The following is a 20,372-nucleotide window of genomic DNA, read 5'->3' on the forward strand; positions in this document are numbered from 1 at the left end:
TGTTTCCTCATTTTCGACTTATAACGATAGTACCCCCCTGGTCGCTGCCCCCCGACCAGGGTGGGCATGTGAATTCCACTTGTACGGGTATTTAACATTGCCTGTGAAAAATCCCCATATATACACGTGCCGCATCAGCGGCACGCCTCCCCGACAACCCCGATAACCCCGACATTCCCGATAATCCCGACTCAAAAGTTTATCCACAATAAAAAGGCCCCGTAAGGGGCCTTTCGATTCAGAATCATTCTTTCAGTTTAATGACTACATATCTATGCGGTGCTTCGCCTTCGCTGTCAGTGGTGATAGCTGCATCGTTCTGGAGGGCCAGATGGATGATACGGCGTTCGCCGGCTGCCATGGGTTCAAGTTTCACCGGTTCGCCGGTTCTCTTGACTTTGCCTGCGAGCCTTCTTGCGAGGGCTTCGAGGGTGTCTTTGCGGCGTTCTCTGTAGTTTTCCACGTCCAGAAGGACGAAGTAGTGGTGACGGAATTCTTTGCCGGAGGCAAGGTTGGTCAGGTACTGGAGGGCATCCAGGGTCTGGCCGTGTTTGCCGATGAGGATTCCGAGGCCTTCTCCGTGAAGGTTGAGAAGGATCCGTTCTTCGTTCATCATGGTTTCCATGGTGACTTCCAGGTTCATGCCTTTGAATACGTCTGCCAGGAATGCTTTGGCGTCTTCTGCGGTCTTTGCCTGTTCTTCGGCATTGAATACGAATTCTTCTTTTCCTTTGACCGGTTTTTCTTCGGTTTCTTCAGTTTCTCCGGTTTCTTCAGCCGGGGTTTCTCCCTGTTTTTCTTCCGGCGCTTCGGTTTTTTCGTCTTCTGCTTCTTCGGAAGCCGGTGCCGGTTTTTCTTCTGCCGGCGCTTTTTCTGCTGCCGGGGTTTCTTCGGCGGGAGCTTCTGTTTTTTCTTCTACCGGTTCTTCTTCGAGATCCGGTGCGGAGATGGATACGACGGCCTGTTTTTTGCGGATGAGGCCGAAGAGTCCGCTGGAGGGCTGTTCGATGACATGAACAACAGCTTCTTCGCGGCTGATGCCAAGTTGTTTGAGGCCTTCCTCTACGGCAGCATCAATGGTTTTTGCTTTGATGGTCACTGTTCTCATTTATTTCTTGTCAGCCTCCCCTTTGGGTTCTGTATCTGCAGCTTCTTTTTCCGGAGCTGCTTCTTCAGGAGTATCTGCAGGTTTTTCCGGAGCTTCTGCAGGTTTTTCAGCAGGTTCTTCTGCTTTTTCTGCTTCAGCTTTTTCAACCGGTTTTTCTTCCGGTTTTTCTACAGGCGCTTCTTTCGCGGAGGCCGGCTTTTCAGCCGGTTCTTTTTCGGAAGGAGCGTCTTTTTCTGCAGAGACTTCTTTGTTTTCATTGTTCTCTTTGTCCGCCGGTTTCTTCTTGACTACTTTCTTGATGATTTTCTTGCGGACGACTTTTTTCTTCTTTGGCTGTCTTGCTTCTTCAGCCTGCACGTCTCCGTGTACGGTAACGGTGCCTTTCTTTCTGGTACCGCCGAGGCGATCTTTCATTTCTTCACGGAACATGATGGTCTGCTGTACGAGCTGGTACAGGTTGACCACGATCCAGTAGATGACGAGGCCGCTCGGGAAGTTGAGGGACATCCAGCCAATCATGAGAGGCATGACCAGGAGCATGGTCTTCTGGTTGGAAGGCGCATCTTTCGGGGTGGTCTGCCAGGAAATAATGAAGGTGGATACGGCGGAAAGAATAGGCAGGATGTAGGTGGAATCCGGTACAGCCAGACTTTCGAGCCAGAGGAAGCTTTCATGGGCCGGGTCGTAGTTGAAGCCCTGGAGGGCATAGTAGATAGAAACCAGGAACGGCATCTGGATGAGGAGGGGCAGGCACCCGCTCATGGGGCTTGCGCCGTTATCCTTGTAAAGCTTCGACATTTCTTCGCGAAGCTTCTTCGGGTCGTTCTTGTATTTCTTCTGGATTTCCTGCATCTTCGGCTGGATTTCCTGCATGGCCTTCATGGATTTGATCTGTTTTACGGCCAGCGGGAGCAGGGCAGTCTTGATGATGATGGTCAGGACGATGATAGCAATCCCGTAGCTCGGGAAGCCCAGGTCCTTGGTAAGTTCGTAGGCATACTGCAGGCAGATGCGCATGATATCTGCCAGGAATCCTACGAAGGTGCTCAGAAGCGGAATCTGAAAGTCACTCATTTTTACTCCTTGTACGGTCTTCATTTCAACCGCGGAATGGGCGTCTTCTGCATTTCAAAGGCGCTTAGGATGGGTGTCGTTATGATTTTGGAAATAGACTTGCCGGGGTGATATTTGTAAATCAGTGAGGAAATAATGATGGACGTCATCTGTCCCGGCCGTGGTCCGTGGTCCGTGAAGGTGGCCGCCAAATGTATAAGGCGGCCTTATGATGAGGATAAAATCTTTATTTCCTGTAAAAAAGTAGAAAAAAAGACAGCCTTCACGGAAGCGGATCGTAGCCGCCCCTGCAAAAAGGGTTGCAGCGGAGAATCCGTTTGAACGCGAGCCAGCTGCCTTTCAGGGCTCCATATTTCATGACCGCCTGCAGGGCATATTCGCTGCAGGTGGGCGTAAAGCGACAGCAAGGAGGCTTCAGGGGAGAAATAAATGCTCTGTAGAAACGGATCAGTGCGATTAATACAGATTTCATATGTTTACTCCAGTATTCCGGCCTTGCGCCACAGTGCAAGGATGGCCTTTTCTGCTTCCTGATAGGTGCAGCCCGTCAGGAAGGGTCCGGCCAGCAGGATCCCTTCGAAGTGCGGAAGAATCTCATGACGGTGAAGGCGGTAGACCTCCTTCATGAGGCGCTTCGCCCGGTTGCGGGCAAAGGCATGGCCGATTTTCTTCGTGCATACGAAGCCGATGCGGACATCTTTCCTCCTGGATTTCACCAGGTAGAAGAGCCCGGCCCTGTTGCTGAAACGTTTACCGGAACGATAAATTCTACGGTAATCCCTGTTCTGTCTGATACGGGAGGAACGGGGAAGACTGTAGTCCTCCTTGGCTCCCTCTTCCTTTAGATTAGGCACTTAATTTCTTTCTGCCCTTTGCTCTTCTTCTCTTCAGACAAATGCGGCCTGCTTTCGTCTTCATACGAGCGCGGAAACCGTGAGTCTGTTTTCTCCAGTGGTTGTTCGGCTGGAATGTCATTTTTGCCATGTAAAAACACCTCCTTCGTAGCGGCAGTGCTATTTTTGTGCACCATAACAGACTAATTATAGCTAAAGCAGTGTGCGATGTCAAATGAAATTCCTTGACATTTTTTTGCTTTTTGAGACATTCGTCTGTTGGATGGATAGAGTCAATTTCGATATTCGTGAGTCAGCCTCACCCCGGCACGCCCCGATAGAGTCAGTATCGAGATTTCGGGGTGCGGGATGCGGGGTGGTGGCGGCGCTGATGCGCCGCAAGTATTATAGGGAATTTGCACAGGCGAGTTGAAAGAACGATGGAGCCACCCTCCTTCACTTCGTTTATCCCTCCCTCTCGGCTGCAGCATGACTCTCACTGCTTTTTGCACGTTGTTTGAGAGCAAAACCAGGAAGGGCCTTGACGGTAACGACTTGAACGGAATTGGCCCATCCCGGCGAGATCTTTTCGTCCGGATTTCAGCGTTAAAAGAAGAGCGCTGCGTTCTCTCCGCTCCCCGCGCGCGGCCGGGAATACACATGATCCCTCGTGCAGGGCTGCAGGTTCACGTATGGCCGGGAATACAGGTACAAGCCGCAAGTGTAGAGCCACCGTCTGCGCATAACCCCGGGCAGCTTCTATGCAGGCAGCAGCCCGTGCGCGGAGCGCACTACATAAAATTGGTTTTCCGCAGGAAAACCATATCCTTCCCGACAGTCCCGATCATCCCGACCACCCCGATTACCCCGATTCAAAAGCTTTCGAAGATTAAAGTCATATAAAGAGGGCGCCTTCATAATTTCAAGGCGCCCACCTTCACTTACCACTTAACACTTATCACTTATCACTGATATTACAGTTTCCCCACTACAGTGAGAGCCCAGTTTTTTGCACTGAGAAGATCCTTCTCATCCGGATGTTTCTCCGCCTCTTCCAGTCTGGCGAGGCGTTCCGGTGTCAGCGGATGGACGGCTTCTTTATTGGGATTCCGTTTCCCTGTATGGAAGGAATTGACTCTTCCCTGGCAGATCCAGGTGCCCAGGCATTTGGCCGATTCCGGCAGGAGAGCTGCCGCATTATCGAGATAATCTTTGGCTGCCTGGGAGTCGGGATAAGTCCCGGCTGTGGCATAGATGGCCACTTTTTTGCCTTCCATTTTTGCCAGAGTCCTCCTCGCTACCATGTCCGCACCCCTCCGAAATGCCCAGAAGCCCACAAAAATCAGATCATAGGAAGAAAGGTCCTTTTCCCTTCCTTCTTCCAGGATATCCTTTTCACCCGGCAGTGCCTCATAAATGGCTTCCGCCACCTTCTTCGTATTTCCCGTACGGGAAGACCAGAGAACGAGAGATTTCATCATTTGCCTCCTTAATTTTATATTATAAAATAATTTCTATTATATTATAGCAGAAATACTTTTGAATCGGGAGTCACGGGGATGTCGGGGACGATCGGAATTGCCGGGAAGGATATGGCCGGCGAGTCAATTTATCTAGTGCGCTCCGCGCAAGGCCTTTGGCGCCCATTTTGAGGAAAGATTTTGTCCCGTCAGATCCGTATTTTTCCCTTCCAGGAAACCAGGATTTGACAAGATTTCAAAAAGGCGGGCTTTTATTTCTGATACCCGCCACCTTCCCGAAAGCCCTAATGCTCCTGAGTCTCCCGACATTCCCTATTCAAAAGTTATTTTTCTTAAATTTTCAATAAAAAAAGAGCTGCATCACTACAGCTCTTTATCTCTGGCAGGGGTAGGTGGAGTCGGACCACCGATAACGGAGTCAAAGTCCGTTGCCTTACCGCTTGGCGATACCCCCATATGGTGTTCAAGGTAAAAAAAAATGGGGCGAGTGGTGGGGCTCGAACCCACGCGTAACGGAGCCACAATCCGCCGTGTTAGCCGCTTCACCACACCCGCCACATATGAAGCCATATGACCAGGGCCATATGACGATGTATAGTATATCATTTATATGACTTCATGTCAAATCATTTTCTGAAACTTTTGAATCGGGGCAGTCGGGATGGTCGGGGTGATCGGGGCCACCGGGAAGGATATGGTTTGCTGCCGCAAACCAATTTATATAGTGCGCTTCGCGCACAGCCTTCGGCTCTCCTGTTCGGGAAAACCGGAAGAAATCAAATTCCTCCGATATCTGCGAAACTATGATTCCATCGCCTGTGCACATTCCCAATTTATATTCATTGCCGCATCAGCGGCAATACCTTCCCGATACCCCCGAGACTCCCGAGTTCCCCGGTATCCCCGACACAAAAGCCATGTTGAATTCAGCCGCATCACCAGATAAATTCATTCCACCCACCAAAAATCACATTTTTCTAATGTTATTCATCCCGAATACACTGTATAATAGTAAATAATTAAAAGTCTTTATTGTCTATGCAGAGGTGATCCCTATGGCAGATGAAAAAGCATTCCGTCAGATGACGATTGATGATTTCCTTGATGATCTCGGTTCCTCGAAGCCTGCGCCCGGCGGCGGTGCCTGTGCGGGACTCATGGGCGCCCAGGCCTGTGCCCTGGCGGAAATGGTGTGCAATCTCACGATTTCCAATAAGAATTACGCCGAATTCCATGAAAAGGCGAAAGAATATCTGGAAGTATTCCGGTTCGCCCGTTCCATTTTCCTGGACCTCATGGATGAAGATGCAAAGAATTTCAGGGAACTCATGGATACCCTCCGCGCCATCCGCAAGCTCCCCCTGGAAGAGAGGCAGATGAAACAGATTGAAGCATTCAAGAAAGCCATCTCCGTTCCACAGCAGACCGCCCAGACCATGAGCGACCTGCTCCCTTCCTTCACAAATCTCCTCCTCAAAGGAAATAAAAACTGCATCAGCGATGCTATCATGGCTGCCCAGAATGCCATCGCCTGCATCCATGCCTCTATTATTAATGTAAAAATAAATTTAAAATACATTGACGACGAATTCTACGAACACGAAATGAAAGACACCATCACCTCCTGGGAAAACGCCGTTTCCGCCATCGATGCGGTGCTGACGTATCAGGTTGATTTGTGAGATTTTAGCCGTTAACAATCAGCCGCTAGTGGTTAGTGGTTAGTGCTTAGTTTTTAGTTATCAGTCCCTGCCAGCTCAAACGCTTCTATGACGCATGTCGTTCCGGCAGGCTCTACGAATACTTCAAAGTTCCTGGCTGGAACGCCTCAGAGCCTCATGTCGTTGCGTCAGGCCGCACGAATACCTCAAAGTTCCTGGCTCAAGTGCCTCAAACTTTCAAGCCGTATCGACAGGCCACACGAATAACTCAAAGTTTCAGGCTCCATTGCCTGAAGCCTTCAAGTCGCTCCAGCAGGCCATTCGAATACTTCAAAGTTTTTGTCTCATTTGCCTCTATTATTTCAATCCGAAATGGTATGCTCCAAAGAAAGGAGGCTCTCTATGAAAACTGAAGAAAAAAGCGCCTCCTTTAAAAGCCAGCTTTTTAAAACCTACGTGGCTCTGGACAACTGGCACAAGTTCCGTCTCCGCCTCTTTGTGGAAGGAATTTTCGTAGGGATTCTGGGAGGTCTCTGTATTTCCCTCTTCCGTTTCCTCCTCACTGAAGCGGAAGCGCTGCGCATTTACATCTACAATGCCTTCCTTCTTTCCGCCCAAGCCAGGATGGATCCCATTCCGATTCTCTGCTGGGCGGCGGCCCTGGCGATCATCGGCCTCTGCCTCTTCCTCATGTGCCGCTATGCCCCCATGGCTTCGGGCTCCGGCATTCCCCAGGTGAAAGGGGTCATCCTGGGTCTTTACAAAATGAAGTGGTTCCGTATTCTCTGGGTGAAAATTCTTGCCGGAGCTCTCGGCATCGGTGCAGGCCTGTCGCTGGGCCGTGAAGGTCCCTCCATCCAGATCGGTGCTGTAGCAGGGCAGGGTTTCTCGAGATTTCTCGGCCGCACCCGCATGGAAGAGCGCTACCTCATCACAAGCGGTGCAGCTGCCGGCCTTGCGGCTGCCTTCAATGCGCCTCTGGCAGGCATGATGTTCGCCCTGGAAGAACTGCACCGGAATTTTTCAGGGGCCGTGCTCCTCCCTACCATGACCAGCGCCATTACGGCCACCATCGTCACCCGTTTCTTCTTTGGAAACAGCACGAGCTTCCATTTCGTAAACCTCGTCCCCATGCCCACGGAACATCTGGGCCTCGTAGTCATCATTGCTATTTCCTGCGGCTTCACAGGCATCATCTTCAACTGGGGCCTTCTCCACACAGGAAATTTCTACGGCCTCAAAATTTTCAGAAACCAGTATATGAAAATCGGTTTCGCCCTCATCTGCTCCTGCCTCCTGGGCTTCTACCTGCCCCAGGTGCTGGGCGGCGGCAATGCCCTGGTGGATACCCTGGCCATGACCCGTTACAGCCTCGGCTTCCTCCTGCTCCTGCTGGCGGGAAAATATATTTTCACATTGATTTCCTACGGCTGCGGCGTACCGGGCGGCTTCTTCCTCCCCCTCCTCGTCATCGGCTCCCTCGTAGGTGCAGTGGAAGCGAATATCTTCGTCTCCCTGGACATGATCAATGAAATCTACACGCCAAACATCATCGTCATCGGCATGGTTTCCCTCTTCGCAGCCTCCGTGCGCTCCCCTATCACCGGCACCCTCCTCATTCTGGAAATGACCGGTGACTTCGGCCACCTCATGGCCCTCGCCCTGGGAAGTGCCATCGCCTACATCACTGCTGAACTCCTCAAAGGTGAGCCCATCTACGACGCACTCCTCAAGAAATCCCTCAAGACAGCGCCGGATAAAGAAGCAGAAGAAGAAAGAAATATCATCGAGGTCCCCATCGCCAGCGGTTCAGTCCTGGAAAATAAAATCATCGGCGAACTCCCCGGCATGAGGCAGACCGTCATCATCGACCTCAAACGGGGCGGCAAGAGCCACATCCCGGACCCGGATATCAAACTCCGGGCAGGAGACTTCCTCTACATCCTCACCGTCAGCAGAAATGCGGAAATGCTGAAATCCCTGGGCGAAGAAAAAGTGCCGAGGGCCCATGCGAGGGATAAGAAGTAGTTGGTCGTTAGTAATTATCGGTTAGAAAAAAGGGCCGGCTGTGCGGACAACCGGCTCTTTTCATTTGTCGTAAAAGTCGCAAGTGAAGAAAAGGGGGAAAGGGGCGGTGGCCGCCTCAAATTTTCGGAGCGGCCAAGTATATATAGGGCCTTTGGCCGACAAATGAGCCGGAAAGGGTCCTGCTCAGGCGGTGACTCTACAATTGCGACATGTCTCTGTATTCCCGGCCCCGCGAAGGAAGCGGAGAAAGCACAGTGTTCTCTTCAAGATGTCAGAAATCCGTCTGAAAGGAATTCCTCAATATCATCTGATTCCATTCAGGTCGTTATCGTCCAAGCCCTCCCAAGAGTTGGGAGGGTGGCCGAGCGAAGCGAGGTCGGGTGGGTTCCCTACCGATCTTTCAACTCGCCCGTGAAAATCCCCATACCAAAAGCGGCGCTGCACAAGCAGTGCCGCCTTTACGGACCACGAATCACGAACCACGAAATTTCGTAAAAGACTCTATCGGGGCGAGCCGTGGCAGGGCTAACCCACGAATACCGAAATGACTCATCCCGAAAATGTGACAGATGTCTCAATCAAATTATTTCTTCGCATTTTCTACGGCTTTCTTGCTTGCATCCTGCAGCCATTTTTCGAAATTGCCGTTGGCCGCATTTTCTTTGATGACTTCGTTGATGACTTTCAGGAGTTCCGGATTTCCTTTCGGTACAGCGACTACGGTATCCATTTCCTTGGAGGTCTTGAAGTTGATATCGGAGAGCATAAGATCATCGTTGAAGACGAGGTACTGCTGGGCAATGATATCCTGTACGACTACCCCGTCGATTTTTCCGTGTTTCAGTTCAAGAACTACGTCCGGTACATGGTCAAGGGCAACGAGCTTGGACTGTTTCAGTTCATCCTGGGCCAGTTTTTCTTCGGTGGTGGATTTCTGTACGCCGATGGTCTTGCCGGTCAGATCTTCGATAGTCTTGTATTTCCCTGCATCGTCCTTGCGGATGAGGACTTTTTCATGAGTGGGCAGGTACCCTGTAGAGAAGTCCATGGTTTTCTTTCTTTCTTCCGTCGCATTGATGCCTGCAATGGCGATATCCACTTTGCCTGCCGTAAGGGAGGAGAGGAGGGCGGTGAAGTTGGAGTCTTCTATTTTCAGCTTGACGCCCATTTTGTCGGCGATGGCTTTGGCCAGGTCCATATCTACGCCGATGACTGTCTTTTCTGCTTTGGAAGCATCCAGGAATTCATAAGGCGGGAAGCCGGAAGCGGTGCCTACGGTGAGGACGCCTTTTTTCTTAATCTGCGCCAGCAGGTCTCCCTGGGCCTGGGACTTGGCAGGAGCTGAAGAAGCGGCCTGTTTCGCTCCGCCGCCGCAGCCTGCGGCCATGAACATGACAGAGGCAGCTGCCATACCGAGAATGATTGATTTTACCAGTTTTTTCATGATTATGATCTCCTTTTATTCCCAAATGAGCGGAAGTCTCCTGAAGCCGCCCAGCCATTCATGCACATTGGCATCAGCCAGGCCTGCCAGTTCTTCTGCGCGGATGGTTTCCTTTCCCTGTTTACCCAGAAGGATGACTTCTTCTCCTGTCTTTACATGCTCATCACTTTCCACCATCATCTGATCCATGCAGATGAGACCCAGGATTTTTCGTCGCTTTCCCTGAATGAGGACGGAAGCTCTGCCCGAAAGGGTGCGCCTGTAACCGTCACCGTATCCCACGGGGACTGTGGCAATCCATTGATCCTCCTCTGCCCGGTAAAGCCCGTTATATCCGACGGTTTCTCCCTTTTTCACAAATACCCGGTGGGTCACGTGACTCACGATATCCATCACCGGTTCTACAGGAATGGGATGGGACACATCCGGCGAAGGCTGGATTCCGTGTAGAAGGCTCCCTATGCGGGCCATATTTTCTTTGAAATCCATATCTTCCGCCGCTGCACTGTCGGACGCGCTGAAGAGGAAATTTCTTCCCGGAAATGCTTTTTGAATTTCTTCCACCAGGCTGTTCCAGATGAGCTGCTGTTTCCCGGCAAATGGTTTTTCCGCTGAATCCGGGTCCACCAGATGGGTGAAGAACCCTTTGATGCGGATGGAGGAAATATGGTCCACTTTCTTTGCAAAAGGAATCACCTGCGAGGGAGTGACTCCGATCCGGTGAAGCCCGGTGTCTACCGGAATCATCACTTCTGCCGTCTTCCCCAAAGATTCAGAGAGAAGGGAAAGCTTCTCCCTGTTTCCATCTTCATCCAGCGGAAAAATCAGATTTTCTTCTATTGCTTCTTTCCAGTCTGCTTCTGCCGTACCGCTCAGGATAAATACAGGACATCTGATACCTCCCTTTCTGAGTAGGATTCCTTCCGATACCCTTGCCACGCCGGCCGCATCAAATCCGCAGGCCAGGGCTGCTTCTGCCATGGGAAGCGCTCCGCTTCCATAGCCGTCATTCTTCACGACAGCCATGAGCAGCACGTCCGGCAGGGCTTTCCTTAAAACAGAAAGATTTCTGAGCACCGTATTTTTTCTGACTCTCCGGCAGGAAACAGGCATTTTTATTCTCCTTTCTGTATGTTATTCATATTTTAGTCCGCCAAAAGTATCATGTCAATAGTTTTTATTCATATTTTTGTATAAATATAATCGCATTCACCAAATTCTGCTTAGGAAAATATTTTTAAGCTGCATAAAAATTACGGCAGTATCTATATTTCTATTATTTCATATTTCCTGCCGCCGAAAGAGGAATGATCGTATAAACTGTATATTTCTACAAGCGGAATGAAAAAAAGTCCCCCTGTATTTCTTATAATCCTCCTCTTCCCAAAACAGTGAACCTCTCCGGCAGCTTTCAGGAAAGGCCCCGTTTCCAATTCCTTTTCTCCCCTTTCCCATATCGCTCAACAAGAGTATAATATAAATACTATGTAGAAAAGGAGCAGACTTATGGATTCTAATATCGTTACTATCATCGTTACTATCATTCTTTCCGCCATCGGTTTCTTCATCGGCTACCAGATGCTCAGGCTGGAGAAAAATGTAAAAGATATCATCGACCAGATCATCGAGCGCCACAAAGGGGACCGGAGCTTCCGGGACAAGGAATTCCTGAATTATTTCCATGCCGGTGGAAATATCTGGCTTTCCGCCATGGATGAAAAATTCCGCAAAATGCTGAACATGCAGAAATATACAGCCATGGGCGTCATCGCAGTGGCAGTCCTTCTCATCGCCACCGATATCGCCTCCGGCGTCTTCTATATGGCCATCCTGCCGGTACTTCTCATCCTTTTCGTGGGAAGAAACCTCATGAATTTCAAATCTGTAGCTGCCGATGACAAGACGAACAGCAAAAAAGCCATCGAATACTACAAGAAAGATTTCCCCGAAGATTCCATGGCCAAGAACAGCAGCGATTCCAAAAATGCAGACAAAATGGCCGGCTGGTTCCTCACCGCCAAACGCACCTGCATCCAGACAGGAAAACTGGCCAAAGGCAAAATGGGCCAGTCCTCCGGCAGCGAGTCCCAGGAAGACCTCCCGAACCGCGCAGCAAGGAGAGCCCAGAAAGGCCATGGCTCTCATGCCTATCCGAGAGGAATGAGGAGAAGATAATTATTTTCTCAGTCTCCATGACTATGGATGGAGTCAATTACGATTTTCGTTGTTCGTTGTTCGTTATTCGTTGTTCATTATTTGCAAAGTGCCGCTGATACGGCACTTTTTTGAGACTTTGTTCAAACCGGGATATAAATCTGCGGTTAGTTATCAGTGAATAAGGCCGTACATCCAAATCGGAAGTGCGGCCTTTTTTGATGGGTATACCAAAAGTTTTTGCCCATTGTGGAGCTCTGCTGCAGCTGGTGAGGGGAAACTGCACTTTCAACAATATATATTCCCCTCGGAAATGCACACCGAAAGCAAAATATAAACTTGCGCCCGCAGGGCGCCACCTTCCCGGCAGCCCCGACAATCCCGAGACCCCCGACATCCCCGATTCAAAAGCCATCGAAAATTCCGGTTTCCCTATAAACTGAGAGGTGAAATTTGTCCTGCTGCAGATGAGGGCCAAAGGCAAAATCATAAAATGCGGCGCTTCCAAATTTTTATGCGCCGCACCTTCCCGCAATCCGAAATCCGCATTCCGCCATCCGATTTTCTAAAACAAAAAGACCGATTGTCTGCACAATCGATCTTTTTTGAAAAATTACAGATCCAGATTCGTAACTTCCTTTGCGTGTTCTTCGATGAATTTCCTTCTGGGTTCTACTTTATCCCCCATAAGGACGTTGAAGAGGTGGTCTGCTTCGATGGCATCGGTGAGTTCTACTTTCAGCATGACCCGCTGTTCCGGGTTCATGGTGGTATCCCAGAGCTGTTCGGGGTCCATTTCACCAAGCCCTTTATAGCGCTGGATGACACATCCGTCTCTGCCTATTTCATCAAGCATGCGGTTCTGTTCATCATCATCGTAGGTGTAGTATTTCTGCCGTCCTTTGCGGATCTGATAGAGCGGCGGCTGGGCAATGTATACATGGCCTTCGGTGATGAGGGGTTTCATGTACCGGTAGAAGAAAGTGAGGAGAAGGGTACGGATATGGGCACCATCTACATCGGCATCGGTCATGATGATGATTTTGTAGTAGCGGAGCCTGGTAATATCGAAATCTTCGCCCACTCCTGTGCCAAAGGCGGTGATCATCGTACGGATGGCATCGGAATTGAGCACCCGGTCAAGTCTTGCTTTTTCTACGTTCAGGATTTTACCGCGGAGAGGCAGGATCGCCTGGTAGCGGCGGTCGCGGCCGCTCTTGGCAGAGCCGCCTGCGGAATCCCCTTCGACGATGTATATTTCTGTGAATTTCGGATCTCTTTCGGTGCAATCGGCCAGTTTCCCCGGGAGGCTGGATACTTCGAGAGCATTTTTTCTTCGGGTGAGTTCGCGGGCCCGGCGGGCTGCTTCTCTGGCCCGGCTGGCGGTGATTCCTTTTTCAACCACTGCCCTGGCTTCCGCAGGATGTTCTTCCATGTAGGTGTGGAGGCCTTCGGAAACGATATTGTCTACAATGCCTTTGACTTCCAGATTGCCCAGCTTCGTCTTCGTCTGGCCTTCGAACTGCGGATTCGGCACTTTGACGGAAATGACGCAGGTGAGGCCTTCACGCACATCATCGCCGGAAAGATTTTCATCATTCTGCTTCAGAATTCCGCTCTTTCTACCGTAATCATTGATAACCCTGGTAAGTGCCGTACGGAAACCGGCGAGGTGCATACCGCCTTCCACCGTATTGATATCATTGACGAAGGTATACATATTTTCGCTGTAGCCCGTCTGGTACTGCATAGCGATATCTACAATGACCTTGTCTTTTTCGCCTTCAAAGGAAATAACGGAAGGATCCACCAGGTCTTTACCTTCGTTTAAATATTTCACGAATTCCACAATGCCTCCTGCATAGTGGAAAACATCCTGATGGGTAGCATTATCGCGGTTATCCGTGAGGGTGATGGTGAGTCCCTTATTCAGGAAAGCCAGTTCACGCATACGGATTTTCAGCGTTTCATAATCGAAATCGATACCTTCCTTGAAAATCCGGATATCCGGCTTGAAAGTGACGGAAGTCCCTGTTTCATCAGTTTTGCCATAAGTCCGCATGGATTCGGTCACTTCGCCCCGGGAGAGCTTCATTTCATGATAATGGCCTTCGCGCCTGACGTTGACCACCATCCATTCAGAAAGGGCATTGACTACGGAAATACCTACACCGTGAAGGCCGCCGGAAATAGGATATCCGTCGCCCCCGAATTTTCCGCCTGCATGGAGGACCGTCAGAACGACTTCCATAGCCGGTTTGCCCGTTTCATGCATGCCTGTCGGGATCCCGCGGCCGTTATCGGTGACCGTGCAGCTTCCGTCATCATTTAAAGTCACTTCGATATGAGTGCAGTAGCCTGCCAGCGCTTCATCGATACTGTTATCCACCACTTCATATACCAGATGGTGGAGACCCCTGGCAGAGGTAGAACCGATGTACATGCCCGGACGGAGACGGACCGCTTCCAGCCCTTCCAGCACCCTTATATCTTTGGCGCCGTAATCGCTCTTGCCATTTTCTTCCTCATGGCGGGCCTGGATTTCATGGATATCTTCAGCCATTCGTACACTCCTTGAAAAAAAATCAGCGGACTTTCACCGCTGCTTTTACTTTATACATTATATATATAGCTTTTCAGCTATATTATTATATCATATTTCCTCAATTTACGCACGCTTTTTCGCCCCGTGGGTAGTCAGTAAAATAACTGAAAATATAATAACCGAACTGACTTCGTTATAACCTCTGTTTCGGGAATATCGGGGATGATTTCGGGGATGTCGGGACTGTCGGGAAGGAGCGGCGCAAATTTATGGGCGCCGCAAAGTATTGATTAGGAAATGATGAAACAGGCAAGGGACAGGTGACTCTTACATAAAGCGGGAAGGCTCTCCCCCCCCGGGGAACACCGCAAAGCGGTGAGAGGGCAAAATCGATTCGAGAAATCGATAATTTTCATATTTCCCATTCCATTTGGCTAAGCGCCGAAGGCCAAATATAAACTTGCGCCCGAAGGGCGCCACCTTCCCGATTTTCCCGAAACGATTCCCGATATTCCCGATAATCCCGATTCAAAAGTTTTCAAAGCTTAAGGTTTTCCTATAAAAATAGCGGGCTTCATGATTCTGATGCCCGCACCTTCCCGCAATCCGCAATCCGAAATCCCCAATCCGTCCTTTTGGCACTTGACCGCCACCTTCCCGACAACCCCGATCACACCGATTCAAAAGCCTCTCATCATAAAGTTTCCTTTACGAATGAAACTATTCATCCTACAACCCCACATATGATAGAATAAGAAATATACAAACAAATTTCCAGCGAGGAATCTCCTATGAAGAAACTCTTACTCATCCTTCTCATCCTGGCCGGTGCTGTTTACTGGGGCATGAGCGAAGGAAACGACATATCCAAAGGCGTGGATAAGCCGCGCACTCCGAAAGCCGTGGCCGCCAAAGGCTCTGCGCCTTCCCAGGAGCAGAAATCCGAAAAAGATGGAATGGTGGAGCTCATCAAAGATATTTCCAATACCATTTTCAATGGCATTTCCAAAGAAGCCACCCCTGCCGGTACGGCAGAGACCGCTGCCCCAAAATCCACGGATAAAGAAAAAAATATTTCTGAAAAAATCCCCACCCGCCAAGAGGCAGCAGCCGAAGTGGAATCGCTCCAGCAGAAATGGAACAATGTGGCCCATTTCACCACGGCCCTGGAATCCCGGATCGACCGGAAGAAATTCGTCCCCGGGGACCAGATTCCGGACCTTCTGAAAAAAGGCATCGTAGCTACCGAAGACAGAAGGTACTATGACCATGGAGCCATCGACCTCATCGGAGTCGGACGGGCTATCATCACCAATGCCATCGCAGGACACACCATGGAAGGCGGGTCCACCATCGCCCAGCAGACAGTAAAAAACATTTTCCTCTCCAATGAACGGACCATGGAGCGGAAAGTGGAAGAACTGGCCCTCGCCATGCAGCTGGAAAAATACTATTCCAAAGACCAGATACTGGAAATATACCTGAATACCATCTACTTCGGCCACGGAGCCTACGGCGTAGGCCCTGCCAGCCGGACCTATTTCGGCAAAGAACCAAAAGACCTCGACCTCTCCCAGTGCGCCATGCTCGCCGGCCTCCCCCAGGCCCCCTCAGCCTATGATCCACTGGACCACCCCCAGGAAGGAGCCAAACGAATGACCATGGTCCTCGCCCTCATGGCCCAGGAAGGATACATCACCCCGGAACAGGCCGCCCAGAGTGCCCTCAATCTGTGGCTGAAATAGATGTGAGTGGTTAGTAATTAGCCGTTAGTGGTTAGCCTTAACAAAAAATTACGTAAAAACTTTGTAGAAATCGTTATTCGTTGTTCGTTATTCGTTGTCCGTGAAGGTGGCGGCCCCGATGGGCCGCTATTTTTTTCTGGGATTTTGCACAGGCTGATTTTATGGAACCTCGCACAAATGGAATCATGATGGTACGAGTGTTACGGAAAGATAGGATTCTAACTGCTAACGGCTAACCGCTGCCTGCTAAATCCCCTCTGGACGAAATCACTCTGCTCCCTGAAAGCAGCCATTTCTCCTCAGATATACTTCAAATCCTCCGCCTTCATTTCCCATGCAGTCATCTCATTCCACTTCTTCTCCCGTTCAAACTCCTCCGGATCCGAAACGGTCTCCCGCAGCCGGTCATTCATGATCTGCAGGGTAGAAGCCATACTCTGATTGGCAGAAATAATCCGCCGCTTTGCATAATCGTGCATATTCACCCCCTCTTCCTCCATCCGCTCATAATCCTCAGGATAGGCATATTTCCACTGCCCCATCGAAGCCTCGATTTCCTCTTCCAATCCGTCCATCATTTCCTCCTTTAAAATATGGGAAACTCTATAATTCCATCATATCTTTTTTGGGGATAGACTCAAGGAAAAAAAGGTGCGAGAATCATAATCTACTTCCAAAAAGTCTCGCAGGATTCCATATTGTGAGGAGCGGCGGGGCCGTACTCTTTCAAGCGGAGCGAGGCGGGCTTGAATTTTTCCCTCCGCGAAGGCCCGGTTTGCGTGTTTTCCCCGGCCTGAAGGGCCGGTTGTATGGTTTTAATGAGTAAGAAGTTCTTTCCCCGCCTGGGAAAAATCCCCATCTATATTCGCGGCGCATCAGCGCCGCACCTTCCCGACCACCCCGATCGCACCGACCGCCCTGAGCATCCCAAAGCAAAGGCTGCCAGGACAAAAGTTTCCCACATAAAAAATGGGCACCCTGATAATTTCAAGGTGCCCTGTACTTATCATTTATCGCTAATCACTAGTTATTATTTCCCCAGTGCTTCCATAATCATCGCGGAGAATTTCCTTCCGTCTGCATTGAGGGCGACTTTGGCGGTGACCGGGTCTTTTCCTTTTTTGGTATTATGGAAGTCGGCGACCATTCTTCCGTCGCAGATGCCTCCGGAGATATCGATGTCTACATTTGCATCGGCCAGTTCAGTGACTACTGTGGGATCTATGACGTAAGCTACTGCCAGTGCATCGTGGATGGGGGCTCTGTCGTTATCATATCTGTAGAGCATGGCGGAAGCCACGGTTCCCGGGGTGTGGCGGAGGTCGTAGTTATGTTTGGAAATATCATTGACTTTAAGGTTATCGATTCGAAGCTGCACGAGGTGGGCGGCCAGTTTGGCGGGCGGGGTGCCCAGGGAGGCGAGTTTCCTGCATTCTTCTTCGGTCATGCAGGCGCGCCAGGTGCAGTCGAGGGGAAGGATGACTTTCGGTATGGGGGAGTCCATGACGATTTTGGCTGCTTCGGGGTCAGCATAGAAGTTGAATTCCGCTGCGGCTGCCGCATTGGCTCCGCAGTGTCCGCCGCCCATGATGACGATTTCTTTGATTTTCTGTTTCAAGCGGGGTTCGATGCGAAGGGCCATGGCTATATTGGTAAGAGGTCCTACGCAGACGAGGGTAATATCTCCTTCACTTTCCATGAATTTCTTTGTGAGGAAGAATACGGCGTGTTCGGGCTGCGGTTTAATGGTGGCCGCCGGAAGGGGCAGGAAGTCTCCGTGGCAGTCGTTTCTGGTGACTCTGGGAAGGTCCGGTTTGCGTCCGGGGATTTCGTTGCAGATGATCGGTTCTTCGCAGCCTCTATAGACGGGAATGTCTACGCCCATGAATTGAATGAGGCGGAGTGCATTTTCCGTGGTTTTCGGCACGATTCTATTTCCATTCACTGTAGTAACGGCCAGAAGGTCGATATTTTCATTTTTGATGGCCAGCATCATGGCGATGGCATCATCAGAACCGGGATCGCAGTCAAGGATGATTTTTTTCATTGGATTCTCCTTACATGGTAAAGAACCAGGAAGCTGCCATATTGACGAGCAGCATCACAAAGAGGACAGGGGCTGTACGGCGGGCCAGGGTCATGGGGGAAAGTCCTGCGGTACCTGCAATGGCGATCAATGCCCCGCAGACCGGAGAGGAAGCACGGCCTATGGCTGTAGCGAGTTCCATTGGAAGCAGGAGGGAAAGGGTCGGTACGCCCAGTCTTTCTGCAATGGCCGGGGTGAGGGGTCCAAAGGCGAAGAAGGGGGCCGCACCGCTTCCCATGATGATGGCAAATATATAGGTAATGAATGTTAGAACTACCATGACCAGTACAGCAGCTCCCTGCATACCTGCGATGGCATCGGTGAAAATAGTTATACCCCCAAGGAGTTTGATGCCCTGGGCAAAGACGGATGCAGAGATAATGATGGCTACGACGGAGCAGAATACGCCTGCCATACCTTTCAATACTTCAGCCACATCTCCGGGCACTTTATTTCTATCTTTCCTTCGAATCAGTTCGATGACGAAGGTGACTGCAAATCCGATGAAGTTGGCTGTAATGACATCAATTTTGATGGAGGGAATGAAATAGGCCGCAAAGACGAGGACCAGGGGAATTAATGGCAGAAATACGTAAAAGAAAGGCACCGGTGGGTCGTCGATGGGTTTGTCGGTCTCAATATTTCCCGTATTTCCTTTTTCCCGATCTCTTTTATCGGTCCAGCGATAGTAGAAGGGAATGATGAGGGCGGTAACGAGAATGATGGACAGGGCCACTTTTCCCTGCCAGTTCAGGAAGAGGTCTACCACGTTGATATTGGCTGTAGTGGCCATAAAAAGAGTGGAACCGTCATTAGGGCCATAGTCCAGGCAGAGAAGGGCCAGGACGGAAGCTGCTGTAATGGGCCGGATTTTCAGGGCGATAAATACAGGAAATACAGTAGCCAGCATGAGGACTGCCAGACTTGCCTGGCTGGGAAGGACCAGTTTCAGTGCCATGCCTACCAGGTAAAATGCGGAAAGGATGAGGTACTGATTTTTGATACCGGAAAGGAGCCGTGTCGCCGTATAGGCCAGTTTGGTGGATGCCTGGATATGTTTCATGTAGGTCGCATATCCGGTGACAACCATAATCAGGGTACCGATGCCGGCGATATTTTTCTTGAAAGTATTCGTCAGAAATCCGAAGGTATCAAGAAATACATTTCCCAGGGAACCTTTCGGTGCGATAGGCGTGCCGGTGATGAGGGAAGCCCCCATGAGGAGGATGAGACCTACGGCGAGGAAGGAAAATACCGCATTCACCCGTTTCAGGATGAGGTATGCCGCAATACCTGCCGCCAGTATCGTAAGGAAAATCAGAAATGCATGAAACATAGAGAACCCCTTTCATGAAATGCCCGTCTTTGGGCCTGTAATTTTACTTATTATATAGGAAATAAAGGGTACTGTCAGTAAGGAATTTCCAGTTTTCAAAAATTGTCTATAAATCCCTGTGGCTGCTCCTAAAAAGTACCAGATGAAAACTGCCATATTATATCCTGTAACTTTGAGCCCATTCCTTTTTAAAGGCTGTCTTCCCTATGTCATGAAAATTTCAGGAAATATAGCACTGATGAAGCCGCCGGCAGCATTTATAAGAAAATCCGTGTATCGATCCTTCGAATCGATTGGCCCTCTCACCGCTTTGCGGCGTTCCCATGGGAAAGCCTGCCCGACTGCCGATTTCTTCATTTTCGACCTGAATGGGCAGTGCAGGACAGGCATCCATCATCCTATCCGCCCTGCGGCCTTTGGCCGCGGGTCCCATCGCTGCCCTATCACCCGCTTCGCGGGAGCTTCCCCGGGGGGAAGCCTGTCTCATCCGCAGCTGCGGGCTTTAGAGTCACTTTCGAAGGTCAGAGTCATTTTCGAATTGAACTTTTATAGTTGGAAAGTGCAGTTCGTCCTTTCCCTGCCCTTTCAGTCTGCTTCGCAGCCAGCTTCCCCGAGGGGAAGCCTTATCGTTTGCCTTTTGTCTCATTTCCGACTTGCAGCTGTAGTACGACCCACCCGTCGCCTTCGGCGCCACCCTCCCAAGCCTGGGAGGGCTTGAACAATTCGACTTGTACGGGTATTTCAAACTCGCCTGTGCAGAATCCCCATATAAACTTGTGTAAAACGGTCCCGTTGTCAAGGACACCCATTCCTAATTTTTCTGTTCGGGGTTAGCCCACTTATTCAGGCGGTCTTCTGCTCTTTGTCCTTCTCCTTT

At 50.3% G+C, this 20,372-nt stretch carries 16 protein-coding genes and 2 tRNA genes; 4 read left to right on the plus strand and 14 right to left on the minus strand.

The window, feature by feature from the left end:
• Positions 1–244 precede the first annotated feature (244 nt).
• The 8 genes from jag to QZN42_RS05125 form a co-directional block, all read right to left on the minus strand.
• Entirely contained in the window at positions 245–1,108 is an 864-nt protein-coding gene (jag, locus tag QZN42_RS05090) for an RNA-binding cell elongation regulator Jag/EloR (RefSeq protein ID WP_296954872.1), read from the minus strand.
• Complete coding sequence (locus tag QZN42_RS05095) at positions 1,109–2,182, minus strand: YidC/Oxa1 family membrane protein insertase (protein WP_296954874.1); 1,074 nt, start codon at positions 2,180–2,182, stop codon at positions 1,109–1,111. It abuts the gene before it with no gap.
• Between the two features lie 262 nt (positions 2,183–2,444).
• The gene (gene yidD / locus QZN42_RS05100) at positions 2,445–2,654 is read right to left on the minus strand and encodes a membrane protein insertion efficiency factor YidD (RefSeq protein WP_296954876.1); all 210 of its coding nucleotides are present in this window, start codon (positions 2,652–2,654) and stop codon (positions 2,445–2,447) included.
• 4 nt (positions 2,655–2,658) lie between these two features.
• Positions 2,659–3,036 (minus strand): ribonuclease P protein component, encoded by a 378-nt coding sequence (gene rnpA, locus QZN42_RS05105; protein ID WP_296954878.1) that lies wholly within the window; start codon positions 3,034–3,036, stop codon positions 2,659–2,661.
• Positions 3,029–3,166 carry a 50S ribosomal protein L34 gene (gene rpmH, locus QZN42_RS05110; RefSeq protein WP_296954880.1) on the minus strand — a complete coding sequence of 46 codons (138 nt, stop codon included), beginning with the start codon at positions 3,164–3,166 and terminating at the stop codon, positions 3,029–3,031. Before rpmH ends, rnpA begins: the two co-directional genes overlap by 8 nt.
• Positions 3,167–3,989: 823 nt before the next feature.
• Complete coding sequence (locus QZN42_RS05115; protein WP_296954881.1) at positions 3,990–4,496, minus strand: flavodoxin family protein; 507 nt, start codon at positions 4,494–4,496, stop codon at positions 3,990–3,992.
• 380 nt (positions 4,497–4,876) lie between these two features.
• Positions 4,877–4,950 (minus strand) — tRNA-Gln (locus tag QZN42_RS05120).
• A gap of 25 nt (positions 4,951–4,975) precedes the next feature.
• Positions 4,976–5,051: transfer RNA gene (locus QZN42_RS05125), tRNA-His, on the minus strand.
• Positions 5,052–5,551: 500 nt separating this feature from the next.
• Between QZN42_RS05125 and QZN42_RS05130 the strand changes: the two genes are divergently transcribed.
• Together QZN42_RS05130 and QZN42_RS05135 are read left to right on the plus strand one after the other, a co-directional pair.
• Positions 5,552–6,178 (plus strand): cyclodeaminase/cyclohydrolase family protein, encoded by a 627-nt coding sequence (locus QZN42_RS05130; protein ID WP_296954883.1) that lies wholly within the window; start codon positions 5,552–5,554, stop codon positions 6,176–6,178.
• A gap of 381 nt (positions 6,179–6,559) precedes the next feature.
• Positions 6,560–8,185, plus strand: a complete 1,626-nt coding sequence (locus tag QZN42_RS05135; protein WP_296954885.1) for a ClC family H(+)/Cl(-) exchange transporter — start codon at positions 6,560–6,562, stop codon at positions 8,183–8,185.
• A 583-nt stretch (positions 8,186–8,768) separates the two neighbouring features.
• Here the strand turns inward: QZN42_RS05135 and QZN42_RS05140 are convergent.
• Together QZN42_RS05140 and alr are read right to left on the minus strand one after the other, a co-directional pair.
• Positions 8,769–9,629, minus strand: coding sequence for a transporter substrate-binding domain-containing protein (locus tag QZN42_RS05140; protein ID WP_296954887.1), 861 nt, complete (start codon positions 9,627–9,629; stop codon positions 8,769–8,771).
• Between the two features lie 15 nt (positions 9,630–9,644).
• On the minus strand, positions 9,645–10,742 hold the full coding sequence (alr, locus tag QZN42_RS05145) for an alanine racemase (RefSeq protein WP_296954889.1): 1,098 nt from the start codon (positions 10,740–10,742) through the stop codon (positions 9,645–9,647).
• Between the two features lie 393 nt (positions 10,743–11,135).
• Between alr and QZN42_RS05150 the strand changes: the two genes are divergently transcribed.
• On the plus strand, positions 11,136–11,804 hold the full coding sequence (locus tag QZN42_RS05150) for a hypothetical protein (protein WP_296954891.1): 669 nt from the start codon (positions 11,136–11,138) through the stop codon (positions 11,802–11,804).
• Positions 11,805–12,396: 592 nt separating this feature from the next.
• Here the strand turns inward: QZN42_RS05150 and gyrB are convergent.
• The gene (gyrB, locus tag QZN42_RS05155) at positions 12,397–14,346 is read right to left on the minus strand and encodes a DNA topoisomerase (ATP-hydrolyzing) subunit B (protein WP_296954893.1); all 1,950 of its coding nucleotides are present in this window, start codon (positions 14,344–14,346) and stop codon (positions 12,397–12,399) included.
• Positions 14,347–15,119: 773 nt separating this feature from the next.
• Between gyrB and QZN42_RS05160 the strand changes: the two genes are divergently transcribed.
• A complete protein-coding gene (locus QZN42_RS05160) occupies positions 15,120–16,073 on the plus strand; it encodes a transglycosylase domain-containing protein (protein ID WP_296954895.1) in 954 nt (317 codons plus the stop codon).
• Between the two features lie 299 nt (positions 16,074–16,372).
• Here the strand turns inward: QZN42_RS05160 and QZN42_RS05165 are convergent, their stop codons facing one another.
• The 3 genes from QZN42_RS05165 to dcuC form a co-directional block, all read right to left on the minus strand.
• Positions 16,373–16,651, minus strand: a complete 279-nt coding sequence (locus tag QZN42_RS05165) for a hypothetical protein (protein WP_296954896.1) — start codon at positions 16,649–16,651, stop codon at positions 16,373–16,375.
• A 452-nt stretch (positions 16,652–17,103) separates the two neighbouring features.
• The gene (locus QZN42_RS05170; protein ID WP_296954898.1) at positions 17,104–18,120 is read right to left on the minus strand and encodes a nucleoside hydrolase; all 1,017 of its coding nucleotides are present in this window, start codon (positions 18,118–18,120) and stop codon (positions 17,104–17,106) included.
• Between the two features lie 10 nt (positions 18,121–18,130).
• Positions 18,131–19,495, minus strand: a complete 1,365-nt coding sequence (gene dcuC, locus QZN42_RS05175; RefSeq protein ID WP_296954899.1) for a C4-dicarboxylate transporter DcuC — start codon at positions 19,493–19,495, stop codon at positions 18,131–18,133.
• Positions 19,496–20,372: the final 877 nt, after the last annotated feature.

Source organism: uncultured Dialister sp., assembly GCA_900314595.1.
Lineage (GTDB): Bacteria > Bacillota > Negativicutes > Veillonellales > Dialisteraceae > Dialister.